Genomic DNA, 13516 nt, shown 5'->3' with positions numbered 1-13516 from the left:
CTTTGCCGATTAAACTTTAAAACTTAGGCTTTATTAAAAATGGCTAATTCCGCACAAGCACGCAAGCGCGCCCGCCAAGCAGTGGCTCGCAACAAACACAACGCCAGCATCCGTTCCATGCTGCGTACCGCTATCAAGCGCGTTCGCCAGGCTATCGAAGCCGGTGACAAAACCGCTGCTAACGAAGTATTCCGCAAAGCGACCAGCATTATTGATCGCGTTGCCGACAAGAACATCATTCACAAGAACAAGGCTGCCCGCCACAAGAGCCGCCTGTCTGCTGCTATCAAGGCCCTGGCCTGATTGCTGAAGATTTTTAATGGTTTAATCGGCTCTGGCCTAAAAACCAGTTAGAAAGGGGGTGCTTAGCACCCCTTTTTTATTAGCCACAAAACCATTGCCTGAACATGCAGGCCAATCATGCTAAGTTATGGATTTGCTTTTTCATTAGCGAGTCCCCATGACACGTCCCATCGTGCTGCAACTGGCATCTTTGGCCCAGCACCCTTCTTTTGACGAAATCGACCGTCATTTCGAGCGCATTGTCCTCCAGGACCTGAACCAGCTCTCTGCCCAGCAGATCGAACGCGTACAGGTACTCCTGACCAGCGCTGTCACTGCTACCCCCGCTTCCTTGATGGACCGCCTGCCCGCTTTGAAAGCGATTTGCAGCGTAGGGGTAGGCTACGACTCCATCGACGTACAGGCCGCCAAACAGCGCGGTATTCAGGTCAGTACCACTCCTGATGTTCTGAACGATTGCGTGGCCGATATGGCCTGGGCCTTGATGCTGGATGCGGCTCGCCGTGTGACGGAATCGGATCGCTACGTGCGTGCCGGTCTGTGGGACAGACCCAATGGTTTCGGGCTGGGGACACGGGTCAGCGGCAAGAAGCTGGGCATTGTGGGCCTGGGACGCATTGGCCAGACCATTGCCCGCCGCGCCAGTGGCTTTGATATGGAACTGCGCTATCACAACCGCCGTCCACGTCACGATGTACCCTGGCACTATGAGCCTTCCCTGATCGAACTGGCCCATTGGGCAGACATCATGGTGATTGCTGCCGTCGGTGGCGATGAGACACGGGGGCTGATCAATATAGACGTGCTGAACGCCTTGGGTCCCAAAGGGATTCTGGTCAATATTGCCCGCGGCAGCGTGGTCGATGAAAGCGCACTGATTGCCGCCCTGCAGGAAGGACGACTGGGCTCTGCCGGGCTGGATGTGTTCGAGAATGAACCCCAGGTGCCCCAGGCCTTGCGCGATCTGAACCAGGTCGTTCTGGCACCGCACACGGCCAGTGCAACGCACGAGACACGCGAAGCCATGCTCTCGCTGACGCTGGAAAATGTATTGCAGTATCAAAAAACCGGCAAAGTGCTCACGCCGCTTACCGTATAAAAAACAAGTCGCCTACCGTTTTCGCGGTGGCGACTTATTGAATGCGCTGTCTGAATCAGGAATCGACAGGGTCCATATTGTCGGGATCAATGCCGCTGGTTTTTAAATTATTATCATCGGCAAAGCCACAGACGAATTTCCAGGCCAAAGGTTCAAGCTCTCGCAGGCGCGCATCCACCACCACACATCGCACGCCGTCAATCAATCGCGGCACCACATAGGGCGAATAAGTCAGATGACCACCCATCGCCCCAGCGGGACGAAACTGGGACATTACACCGGCCAAGCGTTCTGCCCAATCACTGGGACGAAAGCGCTGATCCTGCCGGGTCACACCATGGATTACAAGTTGCTTCACTGGCTCTGTCATAACAATTAATCGCTCATCGTGCAGTTCAGGTATGCTGCACCTTTTCCTTTCTCGCCACGCATTGTATCCGATCGCGGCCACGCAAAGCCCGGGATTCAATAAATTAGCCGCTTGACAATTTATTGCTAATCATTACTTTGCCCTCTCGCTTTATTCCAAAACCGAACGGTTTCCCCTTCCCCGCCACAGGCCGGCTTTGCTCTTAATAGCCGGACAGGTTAAGATGGCTTTCTTTATCCGCAGGATTTTTTTATGGATGCCATCGTGCAAGCAGGACCGCTTCGGCACTTTCTGCAATTTCGCGACTTTTCTCACGACGAAATTTTATATGTGCTGGAACGCGCACGCCTGATCAAAGACAAGTTCAAACGCTATCAGCCGCACCACACATTGCACGACCGCACCCTGGCGATGGTTTTTGAAAAAGCCAGCACCCGTACCCGTGTTTCGTTTGAAGCTGGCATGTATCAGTTGGGCGGTTCGGTCATTCACCTGACCACCACCGACTCGCAGCTGGGCCGCTCCGAACCTATTGAAGATACCGCCCGCGTGGTTTCACGCATGGTCGATATCGTCATGATTCGTACCTTCGAGCAGACTCGTCTGGAGCGCTTTGCCTCCCACTCGCGGGTGCCGGTCATCAATGGCCTGACCAACGAATTTCACCCTTGCCAGATTCTGGCCGACATCTTCACCTTTATCGAACACCGTGGCGATATCAAGGGCAAGACCGTGGCCTGGATTGGTGACGCCAACAATATGGCCTACACCTGGCTGCAAGCGGCGGAAATCCTGGGCTTCACCCTGCATGTGTCGGCCCCTAACGGCTACCACCTGGAGTCGGATCGCACCGGCAACCCGGATTCCAGCATTCTGCGTGAATTCGACGACCCACTGGAAGCCTGCAAGGGCGCGCACCTGGTCACCACCGACGTGTGGACCAGCATGGGTTACGAAGACGAAAACGAAGAGCGTCGCAAAGCCTTTGCTGACTGGTGTGTGGATCAGGAAATGATGGATGTGGCCAACCCAGAAGCCATCTTCATGCACTGCCTGCCCGCTCACCGTGGCGAGGAAGTAACCGGCGAAGTCATTGACGGCCCACAAAGCGTGGTCTGGGACGAAGCCGAGAACCGCTTGCACGTACAGAAAGCATTGATGGAGTTCCTGATTCTGGGGCGTCTGGAAGCCTGAGTGCTTCTACCCGGAGCAGACTTTGCTCAATGACATAAAAAGGGGATACGTCGTATCCCCTTTTTAATACCGGATCGCTTCACATGCCTATCCAAATGTGATTCACATAATCCCTTTGAATATACGTTCCAAACTGGCGTACTGCTGATCCTTTAACCGCCAAACTCAAGTTCTCAAAGCGTCAGGCAATGCGATAAGCAATCTCAAACTACACCGCCCACATCAACACCAGATTCGCTTTACTCCTGGATTTCCAAACCCGCCAAACGATAGCCAACCTGCAACTCAGTCAGCAGATACTTGGGTTGTGCCGCATCCTCTTCCAGCTTTTGGCGCAGTTGCATCATGTACACCCGCAGGTAATGAGGCCGATCGGAATACGCCGCTCCCCAGGTTTCATGTAGTAAGTGTTGATGGGTCAGCACCTTGCCATGTCCCCGGATCAAGGCCGTCAGCAAGCGAAACTCGATCGGTGTCAAATGCACCGCCTCCCCGTCCCGCGTGACCTCATGGGAGGCCAGATCCACCTGCACGCTCCCAAAGCGAACCCGCGAAGACGCCGCCTGAACATTCGGAACCAGCTGAGAGCGTCGTAGCAAGGCCCGGATCCGGGCCAGCAGCTCCGGCACGCCAAAGGGCTTGACCAGATAATCGTCCGCCCCGGCATTCAAGGCTGCTACTTTTTCTTCCTCTCGCTCACGCGCCGACAGCACCAGAATGGGCGAATACACCCAGCTGCGCAGATCACGAATCAAGTCCTTGCCATCCCCGTCGGGCAGACCCAAATCCACAATCATCAAATCAGGGCGACGGGTTGCCGCATCCATGCGCGCCTGCGCCAGCGTGCTGGCCTCAATCACGGACATGCCTTCCTGCTCCAAGGCAATTCGCACGAAACGACGAATATTGGATTCGTCCTCCACGATCAATATCTGGGCTTTATTCATGTCAGTAGCTCGTCACCATCCATACGGGGGGCCGCTTTCCAGGGCAGGCGAATCTCGAAGATCACGCCATGGGGCATACGCGGCTTGGCGCTGATCGTACCACCATGTGCGGCAATAATCGTGCGGCACAGGCCCAGACCCAAGCCCACACCTGCCACAGAGGACTCTTTCTGCCCCCGGGTAAACGTATCGAACAAGCGCTCGGGATCACCGGGCGGCAGGCCTGGCCCGTCATCACTGATCATTAAATACATGGACTGACCAGAACACAGGCCGCGCAGGGAAATCGTACTGGTGACGGGCGTATATTTGGCGGCATTATCCAGCAGATTCGTCACCACTCGCTCCAGCAAAACACCATCCACCTCGATCAAAGGCAGGTCGGCCGCAAACTCGGTCACCACCTTGCGAGGCTGCAAAGCCGCTGAGCAACGGGCAACGGCAATCCCCACAATCTCGCCCAGGGCATGCCATTCCTTATGCAACTTCACCCCTTCGCTTTGCATACGCGCCAGATCCAGCAGGTTGGATACTTGGCGGCGCAATTCGTCCGATTCAATGCGGATCGATCGGGCAATATCCGTGCGCTCGGTTTCGCTCAAACCCTTGGGCTGCTCCAGCGTTTCTGCCAGGCCTCGAATCACGGTCAAGGGCGTGCGTAAATCGTGCGAGACAGCAGATAGCAAGGTATTGCGCATTTTCTCCCCCTCCATGCGCAGCACCGTATCCTGGGCGATTTCCACATAATGAATTCGCTCCAGAGCCTGGGCCAAGATAAAGCAACAAGCATCCAGCAAGCGCCGTCCATCCGGTGTCCTCAAGGAAGCGGCTGCGCCGGACTGCACCACCAAGACCCCACGCGGGGCCATGGGACCTTTCAAGGGCAGATACAGGGCACTGGCACCGCTCAGGGTTTCAGTGCCATTACCGGCGGCTTCCATATGATCAAACACCCATTGCGCCACCGATAGCTCTACAAAGCCTGTATGACGAGTCGCTACCAACTGGTTTTGCTGATCCGGCACCACCAGTACCACCTGCATCTCGAACAAAGGTTCCAGCGTATCGCGGCAGACCGCCAGGACTTGTTCCAGGGCCAAGGCTCCGGCCAAGTCCCGGCTGACACGAGTCAATGCCGCAGCACGGCGTTCACCATCACGGGCAGCCCTGGCTTCGGCCTGCAGCTTGGCAGCCAGTTGGCCAATAATCAGCGCCACTCCCAGCATGACGCCGAAGGTAAAGACATATTGGGTATCCGTTACCGAGAAGGAATAGCGCGGCTCGACAAAAAAGAAGTCGAAAAACGCCACTGACAGCAAAGAAGCCCATACCCCCGCCAGTCGTCCCAAACGCAGGGCAATAAAGACCACAGTGATCAGGAACAGCATGATCACGTTGGAGAGCTCGAAAAAGGGCAAGAGCCTCTCGGCCAGCAAGGTGGTCACAACACAAATAATGGACGCAATCGACAAGGCCTTGCCTTGTGCCATGGGTTGTTCCAGCTCCAGGGGCCGTATGGGCCGCTGTACCGTATCCATACGCAGCAGCAGCAAACCAATTTCAGGGTTGCTGCGCGCCAAGCGCTCGGACAGGCGAGTGCGCCAGGGCCAGATAGATCGCGCTGACGAGTTTCCCAAAATCAGCTTGGTCGCATTGCGTTGACGGGCATAGGCCAAAATCGTATGCGCCACATCCTGCCCGGCAATATTGGCAAACTCGGCTCCGGCATGCTGAGCACTGGCCGCCAAGCGCACCAGTGCTTCCTGCGCCTTGATCTGCCCGCTTTCCTGCGGCGTATCCACATGCAGCACAATCCAGGGCGTCTGCAATTGCTGGGCCAAGCGCGCCCCCTCCCGAATCAGAGCTTCCTGGGCGCTATCGGCACTGACGCATACCATCAGTAACTCACGTGTCGGCCAAACTGTCCGGATCGCATGGGAGATCCGATACACATGCACGTCCGCATTGACCCGATCCGCCACCCGGCGCAAAGCCAACTCACGCAGAGCAATCAGATTGCCGCGACGAAAGAAGTTCTGACGCGCGTGGGCCACCGAGTCGGCCAGATACACTTTGCCCGCACTCAGACGAGACAAGAGATCATCCGGCGGCAGATCCACCAGCAAGACATCGGCCGCCCGATCAAAAATCCGGTCTGGCACCGTCTCCCGAACCCGTACCCCAACAATGCCGCCCACCACCTCATTCAGGCTGTCCAGATGCTGCACATTGAGCGCGGTATACACATCAATGCCCGCATCCAGCAACTCCTCCACATCCTGCCAGCGCTTGGCGTGTCGACTGCCTTCAATATTGGAGTGCGCCAGCTCGTCCACCAGTAGCAGCTGATAACCCGAGGCCAAGGCGGCATCCAGATCAAACTCCGTCACCACCCGCCCCTGACGTTGATACTCCTTGCGAGGCAGCACGGGCAAACCGTCAATCAGAGCCTGGGTTTCCTGGCGGCCATGGGTTTCCACAATCCCGATAGCCACGGACACGCCCTCGGACTGGCGTTGATGCGCCTCCTTGAGCATGGCGTAGGTTTTCCCTACGCCCGCACAAGCGCCGAAGAAAATCTTGAGCTGCCCGCGACGAGGCTGGTGCGGATCTTCGCCAATCACCTGCAGCAGCTCATCCGGGTCCGGCCTATCCTCAAGTGACATGAATCTGCGCACTCCATCCAGAAAATTGCTATTGATCTTACGCTCTTATCCAAAAAACGGCGTCAGCAGCAAATCAATCAGCTTGATGCCTATGAAAGGGGCGATCAGCCCTCCCAAGCCGTAAATCAGCAAGTTGCGTTTCAGCAAACGGCTGGCCGGTTCGGCCCGATACTTCACACCCCGCAAGGCCAAGGGAATCAGGGCGATGATGATCAAGGCATTGAAAATGACTGCCGACAGGATGGCGCTAGCCGGACTATGCAGTTGCATCACATTCAAGGCACCCAAAGCAGGATACGTGACCACAAAAGCCGCAGGAATAATCGCAAAGTACTTGGCCAGATCATTGGCGATACTGAAGGTGGTCAGGGCACCGCGCGTCATGATCATCTGCTTGCCCACTTCCACCACACGCAGGAGCTTGGTGGGGTTACTGTCCAGATCCACCATATTGCCGGCTTCTTTGGCCGCCTGGGTGCCGCTGTTCATGGCCACGGCCACATCGGCCTGCGCCAGAGCAGGCGCATCATTCGTGCCGTCGCCGGTCATGGCAACCAGGCGACCTTCATCCTGATAGCGCCGAATCAATTGCAGCTTGTCCTCGGGCGTGGCCTCGGCGAGATAATCATCCACCCCGGCTTCGGCCGCAATGGCAGCGGCGGTCAGCTTGTTGTCCCCGGTAATCATGACAGTCTTGATGCCCATGGCGCGCAACTCGGCAAAGCGCTCCTTGATACCGCCTTTGACGATATCCTTGAGCTCCACCACACCCAGCACCTTATTACCTTCAGTGACGACCAGCGGTGTGCTGCCCCGGCGGGCGACCTCATTGACCAAGGTGTCCAGTTCGCGAGGAAACACGCCGCCCAGGGACTCGATATGGGAGCGCATGGTATTTGCCGCCCCTTTACGAATCTGACGACCATCGATATCAATGCCGCTCATGCGTGTATGGGCGCTAAAAGCAATGGTCTGCGCACCTTGCAATTCACGACCACGCAAATTGAAAAGCTGCTTGGCCAGCACCACAATGGAGCGTCCTTCGGGGGTCTCGTCCGCCAACGATGCCAATTGGGCTGCGTCTGCCAAGGCCTGTTCCGATACCTGCGGCGCAGGCAAAAAGGCCGAGGCCTCCCGATTACCCAGCGTAATGGTGCCTGTCTTGTCCAGCAGCAGAACATCCACGTCTCCCGCCGCCTCGATAGCGCGGCCCGAGCTGGCCAGCACATTGGCTTTCATCATGCGGCTCATCCCGGCGACACCTACCGCCGACAACAAGGCACCGATGGTAGTCGGAATCAGACACACCAACAGAGCAATCAAGGCAGTAATCGTAACGGGCGAACCTTGGCCAGTCAGCACCGTCGCAAAGCTGGAGAAAGGCAGCAAGGTCACGCAAACCAGCAGAAAGATCAGCGTCAGGGCAACCAGCAAGATATTCAAGGCAATCTCGTTTGGCGTCTTGCCGCGCTTGGCGCCCTCCACCATCGCAATCATGCGATCCAGAAAAGCCTCACCCGGTTTGGCGGTGACCCGCATCACGATCCAGTCGGACAGAACACGGGTTCCCCCCGTAACGGAACAAAAGTCGCCCCCCGACTCCCGGATAACCGGCGCCGATTCACCCGTAATCGCGGACTCGTCTACCGACGCTGCCCCCTGCAGCACTTCGCCATCAGCCGGAATAATCTGGCCCGCCTCAACCAGCACATAGGCACCGGGCAGCAGTTCGTCGCTGGGGACAGGCCAGGCGCGGCTATCACGGGCGGGGTCTTTCAGAACCTTGGCCATGACCCGCTTGCGCGTAGAACGCAGCGCGTCGGCCTGCGCTTTACCCCGGCCTTCTGCCACGGCTTCGGCCGCATTGGCAAACAGGACTGTAAACCACAGCCAGGCTGCAATAGACCAGATAAATCCAGCGGGAGCCTCACCCTGCCCCATCAAGGCCTGCACGCCCAGCAAGCTGGTGACGATACTGCCCAGATACACCACACACATCACCGGGTTCTTGAACTGCACCCGAAGCGACAATTTCTTGAAGGCTTCCTTGCACACCGTGCCCCAGGGCACGGCCTGAAATGCCGTCGAACGCTCGGCCTCTTGCGGGGCTTTCAGATCAGTAATAGACATAATGACACCTGCTCCTAACGCACTGCGGGCTGGGCACGCTTGGCCATGTCCAGCGCCAGATTAAGCTCCAAGACCTGCACGCGTGGCTCGCCCAGCACCCCTAATTGACGAGCACTGGTATAGCGATCAATCAGGACCTGGACCTGAGCCAGCGGCAAACCGCGCACTTTGGCGATACGAGCGGCCTGCAAACGGGCATTGGCCACCGAAATATGCGGGTCCAAACCCGATGCCGACGCTGTGACAGCATCTACAGGCACGGGAGCATCCTCTGCCAAACCGTTCATCAGGCGATATGCCTTGCTGCGTTCTGCCACAGCCTCCAGCAAACTTTTGCTTAATACCCCCTGATTGCTGGCACCACTGGCCGCCGCGTTATAGGGCTGCGCAATGCTCTTGGAAGGGTCAGCCGGATCGGCTCCCAACGTCGCGCTGGGACGCCCTTGGAAATACTCGGGCTGACTGAAGTACTGACCAATCTGGCGTGAACCCACGAGCTGGCCGTCACGCAGAATCAGGCTGCCCTTTGCCTGCTCCGGGAACAGGGCGGTGCCGATAAAGGTCGTGGCCAACGGGTAGGCTATGCCCGTCAACAGCATAAAAAACAAGGCGGACAGCAGCACGGGACGCAACAGGCTTTTCATCGTCGGTGCCGCCGGTGTCGAAACCATAAATTGATGGGTAGACATGACAGTCAATCCTCAAAAAGTAATGCCATCGAGCATCAACAGGTGCTCCACAATCGGGCCCAGCGCCAGTGCAGGCAGGAAAGTCAGCCCGCCCACCACCAGAACCACGAAAATCAACAGGCCGGTGAACAAGGGGGTGGCCGTCGACAAGGTGCCTGGTCCGGCAGGAACCGCTTTCTTGGCAGCCAGCACACCGGCCAGAGCCAGCAGGGGCAGCAGGGTCAGATACCGCCCCACCAACATGGCCAGCCCAATCGTTGTATTGAAGAAAGGGGTGTTCGCGTTGAAACCTGCAAAGGCGGAACCGTTATTCGCCGTACCCGAGGTATAGGCGTACAGAACTTCGCTGAAACCATGCGGCCCCATATTGGACAGACTGTCCATGGTGGATGGCAGCACGCTGGCCAAGGCCGTAAAACCCAGAATGCTGAAGGCATGCGCCAGCATGGCCAGCATCACGTACTTCATCTCCCGCGCCTCGATCTTCTTGCCCAAGAACTCCGGGCTGCGCCCTATCATCATGCCCACCAGAAACACCGTCAGAATGGCGTAGCTGACCAGGCTGATAAAGCCCACGCCTATCCCGCCAAACACGTTGTTCAGCATCATTTGGGCAATCGGCACCAGGCCACCCAAAGGCGTCAGCGAAGAGTGCATGGCATCGACCGAGCCGGTAGTCGCAGCCGTGGTCACGGTGGCAAACAAGCTGCTTTGCGCCACACCGAAGCGCAGTTCCTTGCCCTCCAGATTGCCACCGCCCATCGTGCTGCTTTGGGTTTGGTCCACCCCCAGGGAAGTCAGCAAAGGATTGCCTGCCTGTTCGGCGCTATAAATCAGGGACAGAAAACCGATGAACATCACCAGGAAGGCCGCAAAGAAAGCCCAACCCTGGCGACGACGAGCCAGCATGGAGCCAAAGGCGTAAGTCAGGGCCGAAGGCACCAGCAACATGCTGAGCATATGCACGGTATTGGTCAGCGGCGTAGGGTTTTCAAATGGATGAGCCGCGTTCATACCAAAGAAGCCGCCCCCATTAGTCCCCACATGCTTGATGCTTTCAAGGCTGGCTACTGGCCCCAGAATTATCTGCTGCTTGAGACCTTCCAGCGTATTGACCACGACATCCGAGCTCAGTGTCTGTGGCATCCCCTGCCAGATATACAGCAAGGCCAGCAGGAAGCTGCACGGCAAGAGCAAGCGATACAAGGAGCGGGTGAAATCCACCCAGTAGTTGCCAATATCCGCCGAGCTTTTACGGCTTAAGCCACGGATGAAACCTCCTGCCGCTGCCAGACCCGTTGTGGCACTGATCATCATCAAAAAGGTGATGGCCGCCATTTGGGAAAAATTGGACAGACTGGATTCACCCGAGTACGCCTGCCAATTAGTATTGGTCGTAAAAGACACAGCCGTATTAAAGGCCAGGTCAGGCGTTTGTGCGGCGCGCTGCAGGCTGTCGCCGGGAATCCAGCCCTGCACCCGCAAAAGAATATATCCCAGAAGCAACATGGCGGCATTGCTCAACAAGAGCGCCAGACCATATCGCTTCCAGGACATTTTCTCTTCAGGATTCACGCCCAGCAGCCGATACGTGCCACGTTCGATCAGGCTGTGATTGGGGCTACTGAAAAAATGGGCAATCCATTTACCCACCACCACTAACAAGACCGTAGAGACGGCCAGAATAACTAGAAACTGCATCAGATCGTCCAGCATGACAGCTCCTCTTACAGCTTCTCGAGACCAAGAACCAATCCGGTCGCCATCGCAAAGAACGCGAACAGCACCGCTAAAAATAGAAAATCACTCATATGCACACCTGTTCCCACAATGAACACTTGCTGGCCTGAACTTAGAATTTTTCGGCCTTGAGCAAGGCATAGAACAAATAGATAAACAGCCCCAGAGAAATCCCTCCTGCCAGAACCGTAAAAAAGGACGCACTCATCCCGAACTCCTGATCAATGCTGACTTGCAGCAGACAGAGAAAGTCTAGGAGTGGCGGCATAAATTCAGAGCAGTGTTTACTGGCCCGCGTATAAAGACGGCATATGGATTTGGGCCAGGGCGACACCGGCACGCTCCAGCAACTGATCTGTCCAGCGTTGATAAGTCTGTCTGGCAATAAGGTGCAAAGTGCTCAGATGCTGATCCAGGCCCAACAAGATATGTTCCGCATCCTGGGCCGCCGGACCGTATACCTGCTCCAACTCGCAGCGGCCGTGATCACACCACTGACGGATGCTGTCGGCAGTCACTTCCAGGTGGCCTTGAAAGGCCCAATGCGGGCCCAGGCAAAAACCTTTATTCAGGCAATGTGGGCCGTATAAAGTCCGGCTGGCCCCCGAGGGAATCTGGAAGGTGTCGTAATGCCAGTTGAACAGCATGGCACGCCTGGGCAGGCCCATGACACGCCGGGCGTAGGGACTGCTCCAGACCTGGCCCCAGCCTATGTTCGGATACGGATTGCGCTGCACGCGGGCCCCCAGGGAACGCGCCAGCAGTTGTGCCCCGAAGCAATGCCCCAAAACCGGAACATGACGCTGAACCGCATCCTGCAACAAGGCATGCTCCTGCTCTATCCAGGGCAAAAGATCATTGACACTGCGATCACTGCCCAGCACCACCACCCCGCTGTAATCACGAGCCGACACGGGCGCCCGGCCATCCAGCGGCGACATGCACAAGTGATAGGGAAGACCGTGGCTCTCCAGATGATCCAGCAGCACCCCCGGCCCTTGCGTGACCTCGTGCTGCAAAACAAGAATGGGTTTCATGAGATGAAAGCCTGACCGCGCAGGCCTGTTGTTCAGGAGAACTCACTGTAGAACTGGCCGTATCAAGACCAGGATCTGTTTGCGATCAGGCTCGTATAAGTGGCATCAAGGGGGTTCCTGCTGCACACAAAAACCCAGGACCGTCATTTGCCTGACATATGCCTTTGCTCAAATGTAATCGTTTTCATTTTGACGGCTGGGTGTCATGGCCAACATAGGAATACTGGATGTCGCCAGAGCAGCACAGGTATCGGTTGCTACGGTCTCGCGCGTGCTCAATGAGCCGGAAAAGGTGGGTGAGAAAACCCGCCTGCGCGTGCAAGCCGCGATCGACGCACTGGCTTATGAGCCCAATGCCTCGGCACGCAGTCTGCGCAGCCAGCGCAGCCGAGTCATCGGCGTGGTCTTGCCGACCTTGCTCAACCCCGTCTTTGCCGAGTGCCTGAAGGGCATCGCCGATACCGCAGCCCGCGGCGGCTATGCCATCCTGCCCTTCTTTACCGACTACCACCTGGAACGTGAATCCCAGGCAGTGGCCTTGCTCCTGGCCAGTAATGTGGAAGGCATTGTGCTGGTGGTCTCCAACCCGGCTCACTCTCCTGCTTTAGGTCGGCTGAACAAGACACGCTGTCCCTACGTACTGGCGTACAACCTGCATCCCGAGCATCCTTGCGTCACCGTCAACGGCGAGCAGGCCATGATTGAATTGATCAGCCACTTGGCAAGGCAAGGGCATCGCCGCATTGCCATGGTAAGCGGTCATCTGCACGTGTCTGATCGCGCCCAGCAACGCAGCCGTGGCTATCTGAAAGGAATGGACAAGGCTGGCCTGGTGCCCATGCCACTGCTGGAAGTGCCTTTCATGGATCAAGGAGAGCAAGAGCAAGCACCGTCTTCTGAGGACGTGCATCTTGCCAGCGTCGCCCGACTCTTACGCCAACCGGAACGCCCCACAGCCATGATTGGCTCCAACGATCTGATTGCCATTCGCTGTCTGCGCACGGCACAGCAGATTGGCCTGCAGGTTCCCAACGATATCAGCGTGATCGGCTTTGACGGCATCGCCCTGGGCGCTGAACTGTTTCCACGCCCGGCCACCATCGCACAGCCCAATGAAGAAATTGGTCGCCAGTGCATCGGCCTGCTGCTGGAGGCGGTAGCCCAGCAGAAAACAGTTCCCGCGCAGGCCTCGGTTCTGCTGCCCTACACCTTCAACCCGGGCGAGTCCTGCGCCCCTGCCCCTTGTTCACCACGGGCGCATCCAGGATGAAGCCCCTTTCCTCTGCGGGACCCGCTCCCGCCCCCCTGCGTTCAAGCCAATCCCGGCTTTTGCCTGACACC

General features: G+C 57.1%; 12 protein-coding genes. 4 read left to right on the top strand and 8 right to left on the bottom strand.

The window, feature by feature from the left end:
* Positions 1 to 39: 39 nt before the first annotated feature.
* Positions 40 to 303, top strand: a complete 264-nt coding sequence (rpsT, locus tag D0C27_RS09770) for a 30S ribosomal protein S20 (protein ID WP_009455654.1) — start codon at positions 40 to 42, stop codon at positions 301 to 303.
* 157 nt (positions 304 to 460) lie between these two features.
* Positions 461 to 1402, top strand: a complete 942-nt coding sequence (locus D0C27_RS09765; RefSeq protein ID WP_060186010.1) for a 2-hydroxyacid dehydrogenase — start codon at positions 461 to 463, stop codon at positions 1400 to 1402.
* Between the two features lie 55 nt (positions 1403 to 1457).
* Here D0C27_RS09765 and D0C27_RS09760 read toward each other — a convergent pair whose 3' ends face one another.
* Entirely contained in the window at positions 1458 to 1772 is a 315-nt protein-coding gene (locus D0C27_RS09760) for a DUF3579 domain-containing protein (RefSeq protein ID WP_009455652.1), read from the bottom strand.
* Between the two features lie 252 nt (positions 1773 to 2024).
* Here D0C27_RS09760 and argF point away from each other — a divergent pair, with 252 nt between their 5' ends.
* Positions 2025 to 2966 (top strand): ornithine carbamoyltransferase, encoded by a 942-nt coding sequence (argF, locus tag D0C27_RS09755; RefSeq protein ID WP_137430875.1) that lies wholly within the window; start codon positions 2025 to 2027, stop codon positions 2964 to 2966.
* Between the two features lie 239 nt (positions 2967 to 3205).
* Here argF and D0C27_RS09750 read toward each other — a convergent pair whose 3' ends face one another.
* From D0C27_RS09750 to D0C27_RS09720, 7 genes are all read right to left on the bottom strand, one after another.
* Positions 3206 to 3913 carry a response regulator gene (locus D0C27_RS09750; protein ID WP_035268214.1) on the bottom strand — a complete coding sequence of 236 codons (708 nt, stop codon included), beginning with the start codon at positions 3911 to 3913 and terminating at the stop codon, positions 3206 to 3208.
* Positions 3910 to 6579 carry a sensor histidine kinase gene (locus D0C27_RS09745; RefSeq protein ID WP_137430874.1) on the bottom strand — a complete coding sequence of 890 codons (2670 nt, stop codon included), beginning with the start codon at positions 6577 to 6579 and terminating at the stop codon, positions 3910 to 3912. Before D0C27_RS09745 ends, D0C27_RS09750 begins: the two co-directional genes overlap by 4 nt.
* A gap of 45 nt (positions 6580 to 6624) precedes the next feature.
* On the bottom strand, positions 6625 to 8709 hold the full coding sequence (kdpB, locus tag D0C27_RS09740) for a potassium-transporting ATPase subunit KdpB (protein WP_137430873.1): 2085 nt from the start codon (positions 8707 to 8709) through the stop codon (positions 6625 to 6627).
* Between the two features lie 14 nt (positions 8710 to 8723).
* The gene (gene kdpC, locus D0C27_RS09735; protein ID WP_137430872.1) at positions 8724 to 9398 is read right to left on the bottom strand and encodes a potassium-transporting ATPase subunit KdpC; all 675 of its coding nucleotides are present in this window, start codon (positions 9396 to 9398) and stop codon (positions 8724 to 8726) included.
* 12 nt (positions 9399 to 9410) lie between these two features.
* Positions 9411 to 11114 carry a potassium-transporting ATPase subunit KdpA gene (gene kdpA / locus D0C27_RS09730; protein WP_060186013.1) on the bottom strand — a complete coding sequence of 568 codons (1704 nt, stop codon included), beginning with the start codon at positions 11112 to 11114 and terminating at the stop codon, positions 9411 to 9413.
* A 136-nt stretch (positions 11115 to 11250) separates the two neighbouring features.
* Positions 11251 to 11346 (bottom strand): K(+)-transporting ATPase subunit F, encoded by a 96-nt coding sequence (kdpF, locus tag D0C27_RS09725; protein ID WP_022983188.1) that lies wholly within the window; start codon positions 11344 to 11346, stop codon positions 11251 to 11253.
* Positions 11347 to 11422: 76 nt separating this feature from the next.
* Positions 11423 to 12175: a type 1 glutamine amidotransferase gene (locus tag D0C27_RS09720; protein ID WP_035268225.1), complete on the bottom strand. Its 753-nt coding sequence runs from the start codon at positions 12173 to 12175 to the stop codon at positions 11423 to 11425.
* A 205-nt stretch (positions 12176 to 12380) separates the two neighbouring features.
* On the opposite strand from D0C27_RS09720, the gene D0C27_RS09715 reads away from it, so the two are divergent.
* The gene (locus D0C27_RS09715) at positions 12381 to 13445 is read left to right on the top strand and encodes a LacI family DNA-binding transcriptional regulator (RefSeq protein WP_137430871.1); all 1065 of its coding nucleotides are present in this window, start codon (positions 12381 to 12383) and stop codon (positions 13443 to 13445) included.
* Positions 13446 to 13516 lie beyond the last annotated feature (71 nt).

This window comes from Alcaligenes faecalis (assembly GCF_005311025.1).
GTDB classification, from domain to species: domain Bacteria; phylum Pseudomonadota; class Gammaproteobacteria; order Burkholderiales; family Burkholderiaceae_B; genus Alcaligenes; species Alcaligenes phenolicus.
This window is presented reverse-complemented; position numbering and strand designations above follow the sequence as displayed.

Excerpts from the sequence above, each read along its gene's own strand:
- D0C27_RS09765 (WP_060186010.1), top strand. The coding sequence starts at position 461 with ATGACACGTCCCATCGTGCTGCAACTGGCATCTTTGGCCCAGCACCCT.
- kdpA (WP_060186013.1), bottom strand. The coding sequence starts at position 11,114 with ATGCTGGACGATCTGATGCAGTTTCTAGTTATTCTGGCCGTCTCTACG.
- D0C27_RS09745 (WP_137430874.1), bottom strand. The coding sequence starts at position 6,579 with ATGTCACTTGAGGATAGGCCGGACCCGGATGAGCTGCTGCAGGTGATT.
- kdpF (WP_022983188.1), bottom strand. The coding sequence starts at position 11,346 with ATGAGTGCGTCCTTTTTTACGGTTCTGGCAGGAGGGATTTCTCTGGGG.
- argF (WP_137430875.1), top strand. The coding sequence starts at position 2,025 with ATGGATGCCATCGTGCAAGCAGGACCGCTTCGGCACTTTCTGCAATTT.
- D0C27_RS09760 (WP_009455652.1), bottom strand. The coding sequence starts at position 1,772 with ATGACAGAGCCAGTGAAGCAACTTGTAATCCATGGTGTGACCCGGCAG.
- D0C27_RS09750 (WP_035268214.1), bottom strand. The coding sequence starts at position 3,913 with ATGAATAAAGCCCAGATATTGATCGTGGAGGACGAATCCAATATTCGT.
- D0C27_RS09720 (WP_035268225.1), bottom strand. The coding sequence starts at position 12,175 with ATGAAACCCATTCTTGTTTTGCAGCACGAGGTCACGCAAGGGCCGGGG.
- D0C27_RS09715 (WP_137430871.1), top strand. The coding sequence starts at position 12,381 with ATGGCCAACATAGGAATACTGGATGTCGCCAGAGCAGCACAGGTATCG.
- rpsT (WP_009455654.1), top strand. The coding sequence starts at position 40 with ATGGCTAATTCCGCACAAGCACGCAAGCGCGCCCGCCAAGCAGTGGCT.
- kdpC (WP_137430872.1), bottom strand. The coding sequence starts at position 9,398 with ATGTCTACCCATCAATTTATGGTTTCGACACCGGCGGCACCGACGATG.
- kdpB (WP_137430873.1), bottom strand. The coding sequence starts at position 8,709 with ATGTCTATTACTGATCTGAAAGCCCCGCAAGAGGCCGAGCGTTCGACG.